At 59.1% G+C, this 18,180-nt stretch carries 7 protein-coding genes; 6 read left to right on the top strand and 1 reads right to left on the bottom strand.

Annotated elements, in window-relative coordinates; all coding sequences use genetic code 11:
- Positions 1-15: 15 nt before the first annotated feature.
- From M8014_RS16385 to M8014_RS16360, 6 genes are all read left to right on the top strand, one after another.
- The gene (locus M8014_RS16385; protein ID WP_271283457.1) at positions 16-10,362 is read left to right on the top strand and encodes a beta strand repeat-containing protein; all 10,347 of its coding nucleotides are present in this window, start codon (positions 16-18) and stop codon (positions 10,360-10,362) included.
- Positions 10,359-13,052 (top strand): tetratricopeptide repeat-containing sulfotransferase family protein, encoded by a 2,694-nt coding sequence (locus tag M8014_RS16380; protein ID WP_271283456.1) that lies wholly within the window; start codon positions 10,359-10,361, stop codon positions 13,050-13,052. The genes M8014_RS16385 and M8014_RS16380 overlap by 4 nt, the downstream gene beginning before the upstream one ends.
- Before the next feature lie 256 nt (positions 13,053-13,308).
- Positions 13,309-14,451 carry a mandelate racemase/muconate lactonizing enzyme family protein gene (locus tag M8014_RS16375; RefSeq protein WP_271283455.1) on the top strand — a complete coding sequence of 381 codons (1,143 nt, stop codon included), beginning with the start codon at positions 13,309-13,311 and terminating at the stop codon, positions 14,449-14,451.
- 147 nt (positions 14,452-14,598) lie between these two features.
- Entirely contained in the window at positions 14,599-15,888 is a 1,290-nt protein-coding gene (locus M8014_RS16370; protein ID WP_271283454.1) for an MFS transporter, read from the top strand.
- A gap of 133 nt (positions 15,889-16,021) precedes the next feature.
- Entirely contained in the window at positions 16,022-16,408 is a 387-nt protein-coding gene (locus M8014_RS16365; protein ID WP_271283453.1) for a phospholipase D-like domain-containing protein, read from the top strand.
- A 281-nt stretch (positions 16,409-16,689) separates the two neighbouring features.
- Positions 16,690-17,481: a glutamine amidotransferase gene (locus M8014_RS16360; protein ID WP_271283452.1), complete on the top strand. Its 792-nt coding sequence runs from the start codon at positions 16,690-16,692 to the stop codon at positions 17,479-17,481.
- 67 nt (positions 17,482-17,548) lie between these two features.
- On the opposite strand, the gene M8014_RS16355 is transcribed toward M8014_RS16360, so the two are convergent.
- Entirely contained in the window at positions 17,549-18,166 is a 618-nt protein-coding gene (locus M8014_RS16355) for a GNAT family N-acetyltransferase (protein ID WP_271283451.1), read from the bottom strand.
- Positions 18,167-18,180 lie beyond the last annotated feature (14 nt).

The following is an 18,180-nucleotide window of genomic DNA, read 5'->3' as shown; positions in this document are numbered from 1 at the left end:
CAATCCGAGGCCCAGATGAAGCCAAGCCAATATACGCTCAGTACCGGTAAAACTCGTATCTCCCTGCAGGCCGGGCAGACCAACATTCACAAGGCTGCACCGGGTGAAACTTACCGGGTGCTCAAGCGCAAGGGCGAAAAAGACCAGGAAAATCTGGCCGATGACGTCGTGGCTTCGCGTCACGGGCAAGATCTGCACCTGGATTATGCCGACGGCACCACGCTGACCCTGCAGGACTGGTTTACGCAAAGCGATACCAGCGTAACCCTGCCTGCTGATGGCACCTCTACCCAACTGATGACGCCCGCCAGCACCGAAGGGGCGGCGTTGGCCGACGGCAGCCATGTTTTCTATGCGCACGGTTCGCCGGACGCGCTGGCCAGCATGACCTCAGGCCATCCGGGGCTGGAGAGTATCTTATCCGGCCTGCAGAATGGCTCGGTCGTGTCTGGCCATCCGGTAACCTACCTGCCTCAATCGCATTCTTACACGGGCTACCTCGCCGGAGTAGTGGGACTGGGGGGCGTGGTCGGGGTTGCCGTAGCGAGTGGCGGTGGTGGCGGTGGCAATGGCGACAAGCACGACAACGGTGGAGGAGAAGCCACGGTACAGAACAACGTCGAGCTTAATTTTGTCGGCGGCCCGGCGCTCAGCGGTAACGATTTAAACGTGGAGATTTATCAGGCCGATGGCAAAACGCTGATTGGCACGGGGACGCTGGGGCCGAATGGCTCGGTAACCGTGTCTGCGGGCAGTTACAGCGGCGTGGTCATTGTTAAGCTCGTCAACAGCGGCAGTGCGGCGGACTACCTGGACGAAGCGACTGGCGCGGGCAAAGACCTCTCAGCTCAGCTCTGGAGCATGGGTGTTATCTCCGGAGACAACAGTACCCTCGTTCTCAATATTAACGTGTTGACCACCCTCGCCTATACCAAGGCCCAGCAAGCCCTCGGCGGCACAACTGACAGTCCAGCTACCCTGAGCGCAGCGCAGGTGGCCGACACGTCCGCCGCCATCAGCAGCCTGTTTGGTGTGGATGACATTCTGAACACGACGGTCGTGGCAACCAACGGCGGCAGTTATGACGCGACCGATGGCTTGAGTGCCGGTGAAAAATATGGCCTCCTGCTGGCGGCATTCTCCGGGGCGGAAGCCAACGCCGGTGCGTCCACCCAGACCATCCTTGACACCATCACTGCCGGAACCACACTCGGCAGCAGTAGCAGTCTGTCCGATGGGGTGCAGTCGTTGCTGATTAAAGGCGCAGCGGCCGCCACTGACACGTCCGGCGGCCTCAGCCTCATTATTGACACCCATGCGCCTGTCTTCACCAGCGCCACGACCGCCAGCGTGGATGAAAACATCGGCGCAGGCCAGGTGGTCTGGACTGCTGTCGCCACCGACCCCAGCCAATTTAGCTACAGCCTGAGCAGCACCGGTGATAGCGCGCTGTTCAGCATCAATGCCTCCACCGGTGCGGTCACGCTGACCAGCAACCCGGATTTTGAAAGCAAAGCCAGCTACAACTTCACCGTTGTCGCTACCGATGCCGCCGGCAATGCCAGCAGCCAGACGGTCACCCTGGGTATTAACAACCTCGATGAGGTTGCCCCGACGATCACCAGCGGAACCACGGCCACGGCGATCGACGAAAACAGCGGTGCGGGTCAGGTGATTTACACCGCCACCGCGACAGACACAGCTGATATCAGCGGGGGCGTTACCTTCTCCCTGAAAGCGGGCAGCGACGCGGGGCTGACTATCGACCCTGTCACCGGGGCGGTCACGCTGACCGGCAACCCGGATTTTGAAACCAAAGCCAGCTACAGCTTTACCGTTGTCGCCACCGATGCGGCTGGCAACGCCAGCAGCCAGGCGGTCACCCTGGGGATCAACAACCTCGATGATGCCGCCCCGACGATCACCAGCGGCACCACGGCCACGGCGATTGACGAAAACAGCGGTGCGGGTCAGGTGATTTACACTGCCACGGCGACCGACACCAATGATATCAGCGCAGGCGTCATCTTCTCCCTGAAAGCGGGCAGCGACGCGGGCCTGACTATCGACCCTGTCACCGGGGCGGTCACGCTGACCGGCAACCCGGATTTTGAGACCAAAGCCAGCTACAGCTTTACCGTTGTGGCCACCGATGCGGCGGGCAATGCCAGCAGCCAGGCGGTCACCCTGGGGATCAACAACCTCGATGAGGTCGCCCCGACCATCACCAGCGGTGCCACGGCCACGGCGATTAACGAAAACAGCGGTGCGGGTCAGGTGATTTACACCGCCACGGCGACCGACACCAATGATATCAGCGGGGGCGTCACCTTCTCGCTGAAAGCGGGCAGCGACGCGGGCCTGACGATCAACCCGACCACCGGGGCGGTCACCCTGACCGGTAACCCGGATTTCGAGAGCAAAGCCGGGTACAGCTTCACTGTTGTGGCTACCGATGCGGCGGGTAACGCCAGCAGTCAGGCGGTCACTCTGGGGATCAACAACCTCGATGAGGTCGCCCCGACGATCACCAGCGGTGCGACGGCCACGGCGATTAACGAAAACAGCGGCGCGGGTCAGGTGATCTACACCGCCACCGCGACCGACAGCGCCGATATCAGCGCAGGCATCACCTACTCGCTGAAAGCGGGCAGCGACGCGGGTCTGACGATCAACCCGACCACCGGCGCGGTCACCCTGACCGGCAACCCGGATTTTGAGAGCAAAGCCGGGTACAGCTTTACCGTTGTCGCCACCGATGCGGCCGGTAACGCCAGCAGTCAGGCGGTCACCCTGGGTATTAACAACCTCGATGAGGTTGCCCCAACCATCACCAGCGGTGCGACGGCCACGGCGATCGACGAAAACAGCGGCGCGGGTCAGGTGATTTACACCGCCACGGCGACCGACACCGGCGATATCAGCGGGGGCGTCACCTTCTCGCTGAAAGCGGGCAGCGACGCGGGTCTGACGATCAACCCGACCACCGGCGCGGTCACCCTGACCGGCAATCCGGACTTTGAAAGCAAAGCCGGCTATAGCTTCACCGTTGTCGCCACCGATGCGGCCGGTAACGCCAGCAGTCAGGCGGTCACCCTGGGTATTAACAACCTCGATGAGGTTGCCCCGACCATCACCAGCGGTGCCACGGCCACGGCGATCAACGAAAACAGCGGCGCGGGTCAGGTGATCTACACCGCCACCGCGACTGACAGCGCTGATATCAGCAATGGCGTCACCTTCTCCCTGAAAGCGGGCAGCGACGCGGGTCTGACGATCAACCCGACCACCGGGGCGGTCACCCTGACCGGCAACCCGAATTACGAGAGCAAGGCCGGGTACAGCTTTACCGTTGTGGCCACCGATGCGGCGGGTAACGCCAGCAGTCAGGCGGTCACCCTGGGGATCAACAACCTCGATGAGGTCGCCCCGACGATCACCAGCGGTGCGACGGCCACGGCGATTAACGAAAACAGCGGCGCGGGTCAGGTGATCTACACCGCCACCGCGACCGACATCGCTGATATCAGCGCAGGCGTCACCTTCTCGCTGAAAGCGGGCAGCGACGCGGGTCTGACGATCAACCCGACCACCGGGGCGGTCACCCTGACCGGCAACCCGAACTTTGAGAGCAAAGCCAGCTACAGCTTCACCGTTGTCGCCACCGATGCGGCCGGTAACGCCAGCAGTCAGGCGGTCACTCTGGGTATTAATAACCTCGATGAGGTTGCCCCGACCATCACCAGCGGTGCCACGGCCACGGCGATTAACGAAAACAGCGGCGCGGGTCAGGTGATCTACACCGCCACGGCGACCGACAGCGGCGACATCAGCCATGGCGTCACCTTCTCGCTGAAAGCGGGCAGCGACGCGGGCCTGACGATCGACCCGATCACCGGCGCGGTCACCCTGACCGGCAACCCGGATTTCGAAAGCAAAGCCAGCTACAGCTTTACCGTTGTGGCTACCGATGCCGCCGGCAACCACAGCGACCGGACGGTGACGCTGGGGATCAACAACCTTGATGAGGTTGCCCCGACCATCACCAGCGGCACAACCGCCACGGCGATCAACGAAAACAGCGGTGCAGGCCAGGTGATCTACACCGCCACGGCGACCGACAGCGGCGACATCAGCCATGGCGTCACCTTCTCGCTGAAAGCGGGCAGCGACGCGGGCCTGACGATCGACCCGATCACCGGCGCGGTCACCCTGACCGGCAACCCGGACTTTGAGAGCAAAGCCAGCTACAGCTTCACCGTTGTGGCTACCGATGCCGCCGGCAACCACAGCGACCGGACGGTGACGCTGGGGATCAATAACCTTGATGAGGTTGCCCCGACCATCACCAGCGGTGCCACGGCCACGGCGATTAACGAAAACAGCGGTGCGGGTCAGGTGATCTACACCGCCACCGCGAACGACACCGCTGATATCAGCTCAGGCGTCACCTTCTCGCTGAAAGCGGGCAGCGACGCGGATCTGACGATCAACCCGATCACCGGGGCAGTCACCCTGACCGGCAACCCGGATTTCGAAAGCAAAGCCAGCTACAGCTTTACCGTTGTGGCTACCGATGCCGCCGGCAACCACAGCGACCGGACGGTGACGCTCGGGATCAACAACCTTGATGAGGTTGCCCCGACCATCACCAGCGGTGCGACGGCCACGGCAATTAACGAGAACAGCGGTGCAGGTCAGGTTGTCTACACCGCCACGGCGACCGACACCGGCGATATCAGCCATGGCGTCACCTTCTCACTCAAAGCGGGCAGCGACGCGGATCTGACTATTGATCCGATCACCGGGGCAGTCACCCTGACCGGCAACCCGGACTTTGAGAGCAAAACCAGCTACAGCTTCACCGTTGTCGCCACCGATGCGGCTGGCAACCACAGCGACCAGACGGTCACGCTGGGTATCAACAACGTTGATGAGCAGGCCCCGAGCTTCACCACCGGCAACAGCAGCGACAGCTATGCCAGCGCCACGGTGAGCGTTGTTGAAAATACCGATGCCAGCACCGTCCTCTATACCGCGCAGGCCTTTGATAATGACGCCGCCGACGGTGGCGAGCACGTCACCTACAGCCTGGCTGACGAGTTTGGTCGCGCAGACGCCCAGTATTTCACTATCGACGCTACAACGGGTGCGGTCACCTTTAATACCAGCCCCGACTATGAAGACGCCCACGCGCCGCAATACACCTTCAACGTCGTTGCCACTGACGCAGCAGGTCACACAACCACGCAGAGCGTCACCGTCAATGTCACCGATGTGGACGAAATCGCCCCTACTGTCACGCTCGACGGCAGCACGTCCGGGCCAGTGATGTTAAGCCCGGCGACCAACTACACCTACCCCAACGGTTTTGACACCACCGCGCTGGGTGACGGCAGTTTCCTGGTGACATGGGCAGGCAACAACAATGGCAGCTACGGGATCTATGCCCAGCGCCTCAGCGCTCAGGGTGTGGCGCTGGGTGAACCGGTACAGCTCGCCTCGGGTGCGACCAACACGTTCTATAACTCGTCGGACAGTATCGTCAGCGTGACGGCCATTAATGATGCCGGGGCTTACGCCGTGGCATGGATCGGCCAGGACAGCAGCATCTATGCGCAGCTGTTCAACGCTGACGGCAGCCCACTATCCGCAGCCGCGCAACTTGATGGGGATGCTTCTGCGCAGGGCATCGCCCCGCAGATCGCGACGCTGGCCGATGGCGGCTATATTGTGACCTGGTACACCAGCAACGGCGGCGGCGTCTACGTGCAGCGCTTTGACGACACCGGTGTCGCCGTTGGCAACACCGTGCCGCTGGCTGTATCCGACTCTTATCCCAATGCCAGCCCGCAGGTGACCGTGCTGGACAATGGCGGCTACGTGGTGACCTGGCAGGGCAATACCGCCGGCGACTACCACATCTACGTGCAGCAGTTCGATGCCAACGGTACCGGCGCGACCCCTGTGGTGCTCGACGCCACGACGGGAAGCAGTAACAGCTACGAAACCCAGCCGCAGATCACGGCGCTGGCTAACGGCGGCTATGTCGTCACCTGGTCGGGCTTCGACTACAGCAGTTCGAACAACGACAGCAGCACCTATGTGCAGCAGTTCGATGCCACCGGCGCCAGGGTCGGCAGCATCGTCGTCCTGGACAACTTGAGCACCAGCAATATGGGTGGCAACTATACCAATCCGTATGTCGCAGCGTTGGCAGACGGTGGCTACGCCATCACCTGGATGGAATACGGCAATGCTAACGGCTTCTACGAAACCTCCGTCTATGTGCAGCAGTTCACTGCGGGCGGCAGCAAAGTGGGCGCTACCGTGCAACTGGACGCACCGCACAACAACTCGAGCTTCAGCTACGACCAACTCCCGCGCATCACGGCGCTGGGCGATGGCGGCTATGTCGTCACCTGGATGGGGTATGACAACTCGGGCCAGGACGTCTATGTGCAGAAGTTCAATGCCAGCGGTGTCGCGGTAGGCGATATCGTGCGACTGGAAGCTGCCGGTGGCGCGATTGACCAGTACCCGCAAGTCACCGCCGCCGGCGCAGACGGCGAATACATGGTGACCTGGTACGCGTGGAACCCTGTCAACGGTATGCCTAACTTCCACCTCTTTGTGCAGAAATTTAACGCCGACGGCAGCACCTACGAAAACCTCGTCGTGCTGAACCATGACGGCCAGGCCACCGTGCAAAGCAGCGAAAGCGGCACCGTCTACCTCGTCAACGACAATGTCGTGGTCAGTCAGCTCAGCGACATTACCGGCGCCGCCAGCGACCAGTGGGCCAGCACTATCGTTACGGCAAATACCCGCGCCACGATCTCCGCTGCCAACCTCGCTGAAGGCACTTACCATGCCTGGGCCGTTGATGCGGCAGGCAATCTGTCCGTTATTTCCGGCAGCAGCGTAATGGTGGACAACACCGTCCCGGTCTTCACCAGCGCGTCCACCGCCGCCGACATTACGGACAGCACCGCCGCCGGCGACATCGTGTATACCGCTGCCGCCAGCGACGCGCACGGCATCACCTACAGCCTGAACGACACCGTGCACTTCCGCATCAACGCCAGCACCGGCGTCGTGACGCTGCTTTCCAGCCCGGCCAAGGCCAGCGGTGCACAATTTATTGTCACCGCCACCGATGCCGCCGGCAATCAGACTACGCAGACCGTCACTTACAACGTCGTCGACACCACGCCGCCTGGCGTCACGCTCATCAGCGACCTGGATGGCGTGGAGCACAGCGGTGAGACGGTCACCGTGCAGAGCTCCGAAGCTGGCACGGTATACCTGGTCAGCGACAGCGTGACGGTGACGGATCTGAACAGCCTCATCAACGCTGCCGACAACCTGGTGAACAGCGTCGCCGTTACGGCTAACGCCGGCACCGCGCTGGCGCTGACCGGCCTGGCCGACGGCACTTACCACGCTTACGCCGTGGATGCGTCCGGCAATGTCTCTGCTATCTCCGGCAGCAGCGTGGCCGTGGACAACACCGCGCCCGTGATTTCTGGTGGCGCGACCGCTACCGGTTCCACCCTCACCAGCGGCGCAGCGGCGGGCACCCAGGTGTACGATGCCAACGCCAGCGATGCCCACGCCATCACCTACAGCCTGGATCAGGACAGCCTCGGCTTGTTCGATATCAACGCCACCACCGGCGTCGTCACACTGAACAGCGCCGCCGTCGCCGGCAGCTATAACGTCATCGTGACCGCCACCGATGCGGCGGGCAACCACAGCAGCCAGACCGTCACCGTCGAGGTGGCGGCCGGTAACAACCTTGATGGCAGCGCGATGGTCTCGGGCAGTACCACCAACATCGCCACCCAGATGACGGTCAACGTTGGCCTGGAGAAGCTGAGTAACGGTTACACGGTCATGGAGTACATGCGCCAGACCGGCGGCGACAATCTCACCGGCGATCCGACCGGCGCGCTGTACGACGGCGTCGTCAGGGTGCTGGACGCCAACAACAACGTCGTCAAGACCATTGATATCAGCGTTCCCGCGGGCTACACCATGCAGGATACGCAGATCAAGGCGCTGGCCAACGGCGGCTTCGTCGTGGCCTGGTCGCAGGTAGATGCCATTAATTGGGCTGACTTTAGCGTCCACTACGCTATCTACGACAACAACGGCAACCTGCAATCCAGCGACACGCTGGCATCACCTGGCGCTGGCGTCACCATTGCGGCGCAGAGCAGCGCGAATGGCGGTGATTTCGCGATCGCTTACCAGACGATGGGCCCCGGGACCGATCAGCAGGAAGCCGTCTCTGTCTTCCACTACAACGGCAGCGGATCCAACTTCACCCAGGGCACGCAGACCCTGATCGGCGGCAACAGCGCGAGTCAAAACTTCGGCGGCGTCGCAAGCCCAGCAGTCCAGTTGATGAAATTCCAACTGACGCCAGGGGTGCTGACGGCCCTGAGCGATGGCAGCTATGTCCTGGCGTCCGAAGTGTACGACTGGATCGGCACGCCGGGTCAGTCGGCGACCAGCACGCCTATCGGGGCCTTCATCTTCAAGCTCGACGACACTGGCTCGCTGGTCAATTTCGACAGCGGCACCACCTGGCAGCGCGTTAACTGGAATGACGAGCAGGGTTCTCCGACCAACGTCATTGCTTTCGACGGCGGTTTTGCCGTCTTCAGCCAGGAATACCGCTCCGCGACCTGGGAGGTCACGCTCTATAACAACAACGGTACGCTGATCACCACTAACGTACAGAGCAACACCGTTTATGGTATGGGGACCCAGAGCTATCACGCCGTGGACGTTGGCGCGATGGACAAAGAGACCCATTCCGGGTTGGCGTGGTATATCAACGGCTACCTGGCGGGATCGGCCACGGCCTATGACAACGGCACGGATCTGGTGTTTGTGTTCCCTGACGGTAACGGCGGCTTGAGCCAGACCACCATCTCCAAAACCACCGGCGAGCTGACCAGTGACGTAACCGACAGCGGTATCACGGTACCCCAGGGCGGGCAGTTGTATAACCCGCGGATCGTCTCCGATGGCGCGGGCGGCTATGACATCACCTATTCTGTCCTGTTTGATGCCGACACAAGCGATGGCGGCAAAAGCGGCTACGCAGTCGGTGATATCTACCAGATCGGCCTGAATGCGCCTGTGGCACCGACAGTGACCGATGCCCACATCGCCATCACCTCCACGCCAGGTGGCGCAGACGGCATGACCTACAAGGTCGGCGACACCGTTACCGCCGTGTGGGACAACTCGGCCAGCGGCGATGCCAATACCAATGCCGTGTCCAGTGTCACCATGGATTTCAGTCAGTTTGGTGCCAGCACGCCAGCAACGGCCTGGGACGACGGCACCCACGGGGATGCCATCGCGGGCGATGGGAAATATACGGCGCAATATACCCTCACCGCCGGTGCCATTAACAACGTAGACAGTCGCAACGTCGCCGTCACGGTCACCACGGCGAACCACGGCACAGCGACTGCAGCGGACAGCACCAGCCTGACGGTAGACAACACCGCGCCTGTGCTTACCAGCAGCACGCCGCAGGACAACGGCGGCAGCGTAGTCACGGGCGCTAACCTGACCCTGACCTTCAGCGAGGATGTGCTGGCCGGCAGCGGCCATATCACTCTCGTCAACGAGAGCAACAGCAGTCTGAACAAGGTCATCGACATCACCGACAGTTCGCAGGTCAGCATCAGCGGCAACACGGTGACGGTTAACCCGACAACTGACCTGGCGGCAGGCGCAAACTACCACGTCCAAATCGACAGCAGCGCGCTGCACGACACGGCGGGCAATGACTATGCCGGGATCAGCACGTCGACGGCGCTGAACTTCACGACCGTTTCCGCCGGGATCGGGGATCCGTCCATCGTGGTGTTCGACCTGACGACGGGCCAAAGCTCCGATCACAACGGGCGCGTCTTTGATGCCAATACCGCGTACACCATCTATATCAGGGTCACCAGCAATTACGGCCCTCTGGCTGGGCTGGACGGCAACGAGATGTGGTCGGGTGCGCAGAATCTGGGCACGGACGACAAAATTGTGCTGGTGGGCACGGGCAGCGATGTTCAGGCAAGATTCGGCGAACCAGTGACGGGGATGCATCAGGGTGGGAATTCCGTTAACTGGATAGCGAGGTTCGCTTCTTCTACGTTTTCTTCTTATAACGTCGCCGGAATTGCCGCAAACGGCCAGTTCTCTCGCAATTATGCCAATAACGCGGATCTCTGGAACGGCACCTGGGCCGCCAACCCGAATGGGGACAATTCGTTTACTCAGGCGTATCTGCAGGCGATGCCTGTTGGCGTACTCACCTCGCAAGGGCTGGCGATACCATGACAGGTTCACTGACGTTGCTGCGCCGTCTGGTCGAGATGCAGCAGTTCGAGGCACTGCATCAGGCATGCCTGAGCCTGCCGGCGCATTCACCGGCAGAACAGGTGCTGCTGGCCCTGGCGCTGGCCCATCTGGGCCAGCCAGAGGCGGCCGGTGAGGCGCTGATGGCGCTGGCCCCGGCGGCACTGGAGGTCGACGCCCGCGTCGACCTGGCCGCCGTACACCTGCAGCTTGGGGAATTTGACGCAGCGCAGGCGCTGCTGGAAGCCACGCGCCCAGAGGCATCGGAACACGCGCTTCTGCTGGCGCGTCTGGCTGCCTGTTATGTGCAGCATCAACGGGGGGAGGAGGCTCTCCCCCTGTATGAATCCAGTCTGCGCCTGCAACCCCGTATCGCCGTTTATCAGCCACTGCTGCGTCTCTACCTGCAACGTGCGGACCTGCCGCAGGCCGGGGAGACGCTGGCTGCCGCCGATGTTTTCTGGGCAGGCGAGCGGGAGCACTGGCCCGCACTGCAGGTGGCTCTGTACGACCAGCAGCTGCGCGGCCTGCGCCTGGAGCTGTGGCTGGCCGGTGACGATTTCGCTCGCGCTGATGTCTGGCTGGACTCACGCCATGCTGAACTGGCTGAGGACGATTACTGCGGTCTGCTGACCGGTTATGCTCAGCGTCTGGCCGAGCGTGGGCACCATGCCCAGGCTGAAGATGCGTTGCGCCGTGGTCTGCAGCATTACCCGGAACATCCGGCCCTGTACCAACAGCATGCTGAGCTGGCGGAATTGCAGGGGCGCCTGCCTCAGGCTATGACGTTGTTGCACCGTGCCCTCCATCTGGCCGGACAACAGCAAAAAATGACGCTGCCTTTGCGCCTGAAGCTGGCCAGCGTCGCTACCCAAGGCCATCCGGCGCTGGCGCGTCAGGTGGCCGAACAGGCTATCGAGGAGGCCGGAGCGCTGACGCCATCACCCGAGATGGACGCCGCGCAGATCGGCCATTGGCTGGCGCAGGCGCAAGTGGCACTCGCCGGGGTGGATGCGCGGGAGCAGCACTACATCGTGGCTGAGGCGCGATATGTTGAGGTACTGCAGGCTCATCCGCAGCAGGTACCCGCCCTGCAGGGGCTGGGGCAGTTGTATATGCAGTTGGGGCGCATCGACGAGGCCGTCGCCTTGTTCGAGCAGGTATTAGCCATCGACCCGGCACGCGGTCATGCGGCACTGATCAACGCCCGACGTTTTCCGCAAGACGAAGAGACGTTGATTCGCCTGGAAACCCTGGCACGACGGCCGGGTCTCTCCGGCCCGGTGCAGCCAGGACTGCTGCTGCAACTTGCTGCCGCCTGGGAAAAGCGCAAGGACTACACCAAAGCCTTCACCCTGGCAAACGAAGCCAATGCGGCCAGCCGCGCACTGCTGCGCTACGATCCGGTTGCGCACCGCCAGGGCAGCGCGCGTATCCGTCATGCTTTCAGCCGTTCGCTATTTGAAAACCGACGCGGCATCGGCAACGATTCAACGCTGCCCGTGTTCGTACTGGGTATGCCGCGTTCCGGTACCACGCTTATCGAACAGATCCTGGCGGGACACAGCCACATCCACGGCGCGGGCGAACTTGGGGTGATCCCCACTACGATCGCCAGGCTGGAAAGCTGGGAACGTAATACGGGGTCTGGACGTCATTATCCGGACTGCGTGGACGATCTGTCGGCCGATGTCGTGGCGGGTATCACCGCCAGCCTGCTCAAGGAACTGCGGGAAACCTTGCCAGAAAACGCGTCTGAGGTCCGGCATGTGGTGGATAAGCTGCCGCACAATTTCGAGAACATTGGTCTTATCAAACTGCTGTTCCCGAACGCGCGGATAATCTCAGTGCGACGTGACCCACGCGATATCGCTATCTCCAATTACTTCACCGACTACGCGGCTAAGCACGGGGGGATGGGCTTCGCCTATGACCTGCAGTGGATTGGTGAACAACTGGCCGACCACAACCTGATGATGCACCACTGGAACCAGCTGTTCCCCGGTGAGATTCTCGACGTGCGCTATGAGGACGTGGTCTCTGACCCGGAGCGCGAGGCGCGTCGCATGCTGGATTATCTGGGCGTGCAATGGGAGCCGCAGGTGCTCGACACCTCTGAACTGGACAGGCCGGTCAAGACAGCCAGCGTGTGGCAGGTGCGTCAGCCTATCTATCAGACTGCGCGCGAACGCTGGCGGCGTTACGCGGACTTTCTTGCGCCCCTGATCGCGGGTACTAACGCGAAGATCGTGCATAAGCCTGTTGAGATGGTGAGCTTGCCCGTACCAGGAATGCAGACCGAGGGTATCGCATGCTATCGTCAGGGGAAGCTTGATGACGCCGAGATGCTCTTCAGGCGCCTGCTGCACCACGTGCCCGAACACGCTACCGCGCATTTCATGGTGGGCCTGATTTGCGTGCGTAAAGGGCACCTGGCTGAGGGCATTGAGCACATGGAAAAAGGACACCAGACATGCCCATGGAATGTTAACTGGCGACGCGATTTGGCGCAGGCATACGAATTAGCAGAGCAACCGGAAAAAGCACAGATGTTAAGGGTGCGCCACGTCGGTACGGGTGACAGCGTGGTAAGCGCAAGGGATGTTGAACAGAATGATGCCATTCCTCTGGGCTTTTCCATTCGCACCTCCGCGTCGGAGCCGTTTTACTGAGTATCGGCATGAGCAGGCAGGGACGCCCGCTAGCCACCTGTTTTCTGGCCTTTTTTTTAAGCCGCTCACAATTTTATTGATTTGAAAATTTCATCCATATCACTGGGAATCTTACCTATCACATTTATTTAACAACTGCGGCTATAGTCATTCAGAATTCATCCTATCCAGAGATGCCCTCAAGGCTAAAATAAGTTTTAAATGGTTGATTTTTAGCAATCAAAGCACCTGAAATACCCCATCAAAGGAGAAAAGCATGAAAATTACTGGATGGCGTAGCCTCAGGACGATCCATCGCTGGCAACGCCCTATCGGGGATGTTAACGGTAAGGTGACGTCTGGAATTACCGAAGTCCCCGTGTTGATTCTGGAGACAGACGAAGGCGTGAGCGGGATCGGGGTGGGCGGACATGCCGATATCCAGCGCATCTTTCCCGCGATTGAGGGGGAGGATCCCTGTGCCGTCACTGCCCTGTACGACCGCATGCAGGCATGGGTATTTAAATCCGGGCATGCCGGAAGCGTCTTCGGGGCTATTGGTGTCGTCGACATGGCGCTCTGGGATCTGAAGGCAAAAATGGCTGAACAACCCCTGTGGAAAATGCTCGGTGCCCGGGATCCTTTCGTCAGCGGATATGCCTCGGGGCTGGATTACCCGCTCGATGACCCAGCATTGGTCGCCCTTCATCAGCGCTATGCGGAACGGGGTTTTAGCGCCTTCAAGCTTAAAGGTGGGCTGGATACCGAAGACGATTTGCGGCGTCTGCAGAAAATCAAAGAGGTGTACCAGCGTAACAGCACATCGCCTGCGGTAATGATTGATGTGAATGAGTCGATGAATGCCAAACAGGCCGTGCGTTATGTGAAAGAGCTGGAACGGCATCTCGACCTGACCTGGATTGAAGAGCCGGTGCGTCGATGGGATGCCGAGGGCCACGCGCTGATCCGCAGTGCGGTCAATTGCGCTGTGGCGACAGGCGAAAACCTGACCGGTTTAGAGCAATTTATGCCGCTCTTCCAGAAACAGGCCCTGGATGTCGCCCAGACGGGGATGTGCTGGGGGATCAGCCACTTCCTGCGTGTCGCTAACCTTGCCCATGCTCATGGTGTACCGATAAGTCCTGTTGGCTACAACGCCAATCCCGTCGCCCATGCCGCTGCCGCTATCCCTAACCATTTCAGTTGTGAAGTTCAGGATCTGGGGTTCCCGGAGGGGTTGGTTGTCGACCAGCAGATTGTGAATGGCGGCATCCTGCTGGGGAACGCTCCAGGACTGGGGATTCGTATCGATGAGTCGAAGATTGCAGAACTCGCCAGCGAGGGATGGAATTCGCCTCAGGGGCCGCATGTCCGTTCGCCCCGGGCCGGTTTGAGCCTCACAACCTGTGCCAATAAATAACATGGCCATTCTTTATGGCCTGCCAGCCCGCTAACTGGCGAAATGAAACAACAAATAAGCCAACGTCTCAAAGCGAGCGGCGTACTTTAATTTTTCTTTTTCTCATTATTTTAATAATCCGATTGTTCAACGATTCGGGAGCGTATTATGACATCTAAAATTACCTCGACCTTGCCGACAGAGGTTATCCCTGCCAGTGAGGATAAAAAATCAAGAGGCTTTAACGTCTTTATATTTTCGCTATCAACCAACTTTTTGTTTTTACTGGCGCTGTATAATGCGGTGATTTCCGTCTTTATTCCTAATCAGGTCCAACAGATTACGGATGCGTCTGGTGGGAGTAAGGTCGCTGCGCTGGCGCTCATCTTCACCTTAATGTCTGTTTTTACCTTCTTCGATCAACCCCTGGCGGGCGCACTTTCCGATCGTACGCGCTCACGCTTTGGCCGTCGTACCCCCTGGCTGGTTGGCGGGACCTTTATCGGCGGTATGGCTCTGGCGATGGTGGCTCACCAGACCACCATCCTCGGTTTGACGCTGTTTTGGGTGATCGCTGCGGTTGCGTTAAATGCCGCCCAGGGGCCGATGTCAGCGATGATGCCCGACCGGGTAGAACCTAAACGTCGCGGTATCGCCTCCGGCTTTATTGGCGCTGCACAGACGGGCGGCGGCACCCTGGGGATCATTTTTGGCGGCTGGATTGCTAACCGGGATCTGGCAATGGGCTTTTATATCTTCGCCATCGGTATTTTTGTGGTGTCATTAGTCTCCTGTATTATTAATCGCGAGGAGAGCAGTAAAGACTTACCCTATAACCCGTTAAGCTTTAAGCAACTGGTGACGCAGCTATGGATTAACCCACGCAAATATCCCGACTTTGGCTGGACATTTGCCGCACGCTTCGTGATGTTTCTTGGCTATCAGATGATCGTCAATTATCAGTTATACATCCTGCGCGACTATATCCACCTCTCTAACGCCGACTCGAACGTAATTATCGGCACAATGGCCAGTATACAGCTGGCAGCACTGCTGATTTCAGCGGTGGTCTGTGGCTATTTATCCGATAAATTCCAGGTGCGAAAACCCTTTGTTATTGTCTCTTCGCTGGTGATTGCTCTTGCGTATATGTTCCCGCTGTTGATGCCAACGGAAACCTCAATGCTGATAATGGCAGGGGTGCTGGGGCTGGGTTACGGCTGCTATATGTCAATTGATATGGCGCTGATGACACAGGTTCTGCCGAATAAAGGTGCTAATGCAGGCAAGGATATGGGCGTTTTCAGTATCGCGAATAAATGTCCGCAGATGATTGTCACCCCGCTGGGCGCATTGATTTTAAGTCTGACCTCGTCGTACAGCATGGTGTTCACCTTCGCCATCATCATGGTGATCGCCTCTGCCTGCCTTATCATGCCGATACGCTCGGTTAAATAACCCCCCTTTCGACCGCAGCCACTACATCCATCCTGAGCATGGATGTTGTGGGGACAATTCACCGGTATTGACTGCTTTTCATCGTGCCGCCTCGAGGATGCCGCTTGATTTAAAGCAATATCAAGACAGTTGAGTGAGAGTAGCCTGTCTTTCACTGCACTTTTATCAGGCTTTCACGAAGGTTTTCTCATCCGGTAAAGACGGCCATTCTGCCCAGACCATGGTGTTGCGCCTGATTAACGGCGCGCATAAATCGATTGAAATGATGGCCTATGAGTTCAAAGCGCCGGATATTGTTGATGCGTTAGATAAAGCAGCTGAGCGTGGAGTGAACGTGTCCGTCGTTATCGATCACCGCGCGAACAAGGCCAACAAACTCGCCCTTGCCGCAGTCCCTGAAGCAATACGCCACGGCATCGCCATTCGCGTGGATAGCCATTACCACATTCAGCATGACAAGGTGATGATTGTTGATGGCCGGATCCTGGAAACAGGTTCATTCAACTCCCCCCACCGCTGAGAAGGTTAACAGCGAAAATATTCTGGTTCTCAGGCATGTACCCCGCGTGATTAAACTGTATCAGCAACACTTCGAGACACGATGGCGGTATGGTGTGCCATACCAAAAAGGCGACCTTGCTTAAAACAGATAGCCGAACACGCCTGAAGAGCCTGAATGCATCTTCTGCTGTTACCGCGGGCTAACAATTTACTTCGCTACAGAAGGGATAATATTGTTCAGGGCGCGTATATTGGCGGTAATCCTTTTCTTACGCCAATAACACCCGGCTCGAGGTATTGATGAACGGTGAACTCAATCCGGCGGATTCCGCAATGAACAATCCCCTGCCCCCGGTTCTTCTCATTCAGGTGGGTACCGCGCCTGACACGCTAAAGACAGAGCACGGCGATCTGCCGGTATGGTTCAGCAGGGCGATGGCACTCACTTCTGATGCAATTCAGGTCGTGAAAGTATTCAAGGGTGAACCTCTTCCGGAACCCGATCCCGGTCGGGTCGCGGTTATCACCGGATCCTGGCACATGGTGACGGATAAGCTGGCGTGGAGCGAGGAGACGGCGCGATGGATACGTCGTGCCGTCGCGGTTGACATGCCGCTGTTTGGCGTCTGCTACGGTCATCAGCTCATGGCATATGCGCTGGGTGGCGTGGTGGATTACCATCCTCAGGGTCGCGAAATGGGGTGTCTGGAAATAAACCTGACAAAAGCAGGTGCAGACGATCCGCTTACCGGCGGGCTTTCGCAAGGCTTTATGGCCCATCTTACGCATATGCAAACCGTCACGCAGCTGCCTGCAGGTGCGCAATCGCTGGCTTCATCTCCCCACGATAAAAATCAGATCATCCGCTACGGTGCAAAAGCCGTCTCGACCCAGTTTCATCCAGAATTTACACCGGGCATTGCAGCGTCACTGATTCAACTGCGGACTGAAACTCTCCTTAGCGAAGGGCGGGATCCTGCCGCTATGCACAGTGCGCTGACTGACGCAGCTGATGCCAGGGAACTCCTTAAGACATTTGTCTCCCTAGCACTGATGGACCAGCCCCGGTACGAATACGCGACTAACCGCTGAGGTGATTGTGAAAAAGTCCGTACTCCGGCCGCTCAGCACGCAGGTATTAAGCGCTACCCCGTCGACCTTATTCAGCCGTAATTAGCGGTATATGTGGCGCGGACGTTTTCGGCAGATGGCCCGACAAGCGAGGATCTGGCGAAACCTCAACCTGTAATGCGTAGGGTTTAAACCCTGAGCGGATATAGAATTTCAGCGCAGCAGGATGATCGAAAGTGCAGGTATGAACCCAGAAGCGCTTAATGGGTTTTGACCATGCCAGTTCGATTGCCTTATCCATCAACTGCCCTCCCAGCCCCATGCCCGTGGCATTGGATGTCAGGCCGAAAAAAGCCAGCTCGCACTCGCCGGACTCCCGGAAATCAAGCTCGAGTAAACCAATCTCTTTATCGTCCTTACGCAGGACATACACCTCTACCGCGTTGTCACGCAAAATAGCCGAAAGCCTGGCGTCGTCCATGATGATACGTGAAAACCACAGCCACTCTTCACCCACCCGACGGTATAATTCCCGATAATCCTCCAGAGCCGTACCATCAAACGCATGCAGCGCAATACCCTCAGAAAAGGTGTTCTTGCCGGTGTCAGGCTTCTCAACCATTTCCAGACAGGTCACTACCGTCGCCAGATGTCCGGCAGGAACATCTGAATAGCCCATGGATACGATTTGTTTCTCTTTACTCATCCGTTTCTCCCCTT

The sequence above is a fragment of the Silvania hatchlandensis genome, from assembly GCF_025564065.1.
In the GTDB taxonomy this organism is placed as follows: Bacteria; Pseudomonadota; Gammaproteobacteria; order Enterobacterales; family Enterobacteriaceae; genus Enterobacter; species Enterobacter hatchlandensis.
The sequence above is the reverse complement of the archived record's forward strand: the minus strand, read 5'-3'. Positions and strand labels throughout refer to the sequence as shown.

Coding starts and splice junctions, on each gene's coding strand:
- M8014_RS16385 (WP_271283457.1), top strand. CDS start 16: ATGAAGCCAAGCCAATATACGCTCAGTACCGGTAAAACTCGTATCTCC.
- M8014_RS16380 (WP_271283456.1), top strand. CDS start 10,359: ATGACAGGTTCACTGACGTTGCTGCGCCGTCTGGTCGAGATGCAGCAG.
- M8014_RS16375 (WP_271283455.1), top strand. CDS start 13,309: ATGAAAATTACTGGATGGCGTAGCCTCAGGACGATCCATCGCTGGCAA.
- M8014_RS16355 (WP_271283451.1), bottom strand. CDS start 18,166: ATGAGTAAAGAGAAACAAATCGTATCCATGGGCTATTCAGATGTTCCT.
- M8014_RS16370 (WP_271283454.1), top strand. CDS start 14,599: ATGACATCTAAAATTACCTCGACCTTGCCGACAGAGGTTATCCCTGCC.
- M8014_RS16360 (WP_271283452.1), top strand. CDS start 16,690: ATGAACGGTGAACTCAATCCGGCGGATTCCGCAATGAACAATCCCCTG.